Source organism: Lacinutrix gracilariae (genome assembly GCF_042684485.1).
In the GTDB taxonomy this organism is placed as follows: Bacteria; Bacteroidota; Bacteroidia; order Flavobacteriales; family Flavobacteriaceae; genus Oceanihabitans; species Oceanihabitans gracilariae.
Genome location: NZ_JBHULM010000037.1, coordinates 1 through 2571 on the forward strand (window position 1 = coordinate 1; position 2571 = coordinate 2571).

The window sequence follows — 2571 nt, forward strand, 5'->3', positions numbered from 1 at the left end:
TGTGTGTTTACCGGTTGTAAGTTCGGCTAAAATTTTCAGTTTGAAAGGTTCTGAATACCGTCTGATTACTTTGTCATTTTTGTACATAATGTTTAAAATTATGTAGCCTTTATTCAGGACGGGTCATAATTAACCACAACGGTCTTGTATATGGTTAGTTGCGTGGTTAAGCAACTAATTTAGCAAAAATGAACCGAACGAGAGGAAATTCCGCAGGAATTTCCACGTATGCAAGTCACAAGCAATTAATTATACACGTTGTTGCCAACAGTTTTTATTCCGTTTCTATTAATTTAAATTTATTTTCCGATTCTAACTCTTCAATAAATTCAGTCATAATTTTGTCCCATTCGACAAGCTTTAATTCCTTGTTATAGTTAAAGTTCAGATTTCGTTTAGGATAATTTTCGTTTATTATTTCGTATTCCGATATTTCCCAGCCTCGCTCTTCCCATTTTTTTATTTCTTCTTTTGTGTATTTGCGTTTTGAAGCATATGCTTTTTTCTTGTTAAACTCTTTCAAGTCAAAATAATCAAATCGTTTATGAAAATTTTCTTTGCTCGATTTTATAACAAAATGTCTGAAGCAAGAATGAGAAACCATTATTCTACTTGAGTAAATTTTATTATCGACGATAGAGTCTGGCTTGTATTCAAAATGTTCAATATTCTCATTATTCAATTTCTCTTTGTTCTGTCTATAAAATTCAAAATAAATCGAATCTGTCAATTTTATAGGTTTGTATCTTTCTAATGATTTATTATCGTATTCAGAGTTTTTAAATTTTTGAACAAATGTTGAGTTATCTTTTGTCCAAATTAAATATGCGGTTGAGTAAACTCCATAATTGATGCAGGTCAGTCTTGTATATCCAATTTTCGATATTCCGCTTGTCTTTAAATCCGCAATTTCAATATTCAGAATAGAATCGATTTTCATTTCGAACTTTTGTGAAAAAGCCTGAATTGACAATAGAAGTAACCAAATTTTAAATATGTTCTTGATTTTTCTCAAATTGTTGGCAACGTGTTTGTGTATGGTTAGTTGCGTGGTTAGGCAACTAAGTTAGCAAACTTTCACAAGTAAGCACGTAAAAAGCAATTAATTATACACAGTGTTGGCAACTGGCTTTTATTTTGTCCGTTTTATTTTTGGTGGATTTTGTCGTGTATCAAAAACGTCAGCAATTTTTATAAATCCGTTTTCAGTATCCACAGAATAAATAAGTTTATAGTTTTTGAATACTAAATATCGATAATGAATTTCTCTTTGTTTTAGTAATTCTTCTTCTTGTCCAATTAATGGTGTTTTTATCAACTTTTTTGGTTCGTTGATAATTCCTTTCAGAAGTTTTTTGGCAATTCTTGTACTGGTTTCCTTTTTGTAATATTCGTAGATTTCGTCAAGTTGAGTTTCAGCAAATTCAGACCAAATAATTTCCAATATCATTATTCGTATTTTGCTAAAAGTTCAGAACTGTTTTTAAATCGATTGTTTCGGAAATCAGATTCCGATTTGTCAATTCTTTTATTCAGTTCCTCTTTAGTCATAGGTTCAAATATTCGATTGTCTGAAGCATTTTTTTCTTTTCTCAATATTTTTTCGAGACGTGAAACCGCTTCTTCGCTTTGAAGTTTTAAAAATTCTTGTACAAATTCTATTTTACGAGCTTCTAAATTCATTTTATTCAGCTTTTTATCAAAGATACAAAATTATCAATTTAATCATCTATTTTTCTTTAATTGACGAATTTCACAGCTTGTTGCCAACGGTTTTGTATATGGAAAGTTGCGTGTTTGTGTGCGAGGATTTTCCGAAGGAAAATCAGACGTAGCAAACGTGCAACGACCATAGAATTACGCACAAAATAGCAATTTTTTATATACGTTGTTGTACAACGTTTTTTATCTATCCCAACCATCGATCACGTATTTTTTTTCAGTCAGTTTTTTTTCAATTCCCGAGCTATCAGATTTAAACCATAATTCAAATCGAGTAGGATAGAAGTTTTCAAAAGTTCCCTCGTCAATTACAGTTCTGCCTTCATAGATTTTATATTCGTTGTTCAATTCCGTAATTTTATTCCTCGTTCTATTGCTTAATTTCCATTCTGATAATTGCACGTTTTGTGTTAATTCGAATGCCTTGATATAAATTTCTCCTTTTTCTGTTGGCTTATGCCACATATAAAAATCATACCCACTATATCCATCTCCAATTACGACAATTTTTTCGCTACTAACTTTGATTCTTTTCAGCGAATCTATTTGTCGATTTGTTAGAAATTCAATTGGTTTTTCAAAATTTAGTTTTTCAGGAATTTCAATGTTATAAAATTTCGATTCTTCATAATTTTCTGCAAAAAATCCAAAAATAATCCAACCTATAAAAAGTCCGATTAAGATTAGAAGTACGAATATTATTCTTTTCGTAATGTTCATTTTAAATGTCTCGTCCTGAAATATGGCTACAGGTTAAAATTGAATTTACGCTGATAATTTATATACCATATTCGGTGTTTTATAGTCTAAAGATAAATGTAATCTTATTTCGTTGTATAAATTAATTGC

The 2571-nt window shown here is 30.0% G+C and carries 4 protein-coding genes; all 4 read right to left on the reverse strand.

Going from position 1 to position 2571, the window contains the following annotated elements:
- Positions 1 to 274: 274 nt before the first annotated feature.
- The 4 genes from ACFSSB_RS15540 to ACFSSB_RS15555 all read right to left on the reverse strand — a co-directional run bounded on the left by ACFSSB_RS15540 (position 275) and on the right by ACFSSB_RS15555 (position 2442).
- A complete protein-coding gene (locus ACFSSB_RS15540) occupies positions 275 to 940 on the reverse strand; it encodes a hypothetical protein (protein ID WP_379905952.1) in 666 nt (221 codons plus the stop codon).
- A 192-nt stretch (positions 941 to 1132) separates the two neighbouring features.
- On the reverse strand, positions 1133 to 1450 hold the full coding sequence (locus ACFSSB_RS15545) for a type II toxin-antitoxin system RelE/ParE family toxin (protein WP_379905955.1): 318 nt from the start codon (positions 1448 to 1450) through the stop codon (positions 1133 to 1135).
- Complete coding sequence (locus ACFSSB_RS15550; protein ID WP_379905957.1) at positions 1450 to 1683, reverse strand: hypothetical protein; 234 nt, start codon at positions 1681 to 1683, stop codon at positions 1450 to 1452. Before ACFSSB_RS15550 ends, ACFSSB_RS15545 begins: the two co-directional genes overlap by 1 nt.
- Before the next feature lie 222 nt (positions 1684 to 1905).
- Entirely contained in the window at positions 1906 to 2442 is a 537-nt protein-coding gene (locus tag ACFSSB_RS15555; RefSeq protein ID WP_379905959.1) for a hypothetical protein, read from the reverse strand.
- Between the last annotated feature and the right edge of the window lie 129 nt (positions 2443 to 2571).

What these genes read in the sequence shown, in the direction of transcription:
- ACFSSB_RS15545 (WP_379905955.1), bottom strand. Translation starts at nt 1,450, where the DNA reads ATGATATTGGAAATTATTTGGTCTGAATTTGCTGAAACTCAACTTGAC.
- ACFSSB_RS15550 (WP_379905957.1), bottom strand. Translation starts at nt 1,683, where the DNA reads ATGAATTTAGAAGCTCGTAAAATAGAATTTGTACAAGAATTTTTAAAA.
- ACFSSB_RS15540 (WP_379905952.1), bottom strand. Translation starts at nt 940, where the DNA reads ATGAAAATCGATTCTATTCTGAATATTGAAATTGCGGATTTAAAGACA.
- ACFSSB_RS15555 (WP_379905959.1), bottom strand. Translation starts at nt 2,442, where the DNA reads ATGAACATTACGAAAAGAATAATATTCGTACTTCTAATCTTAATCGGA.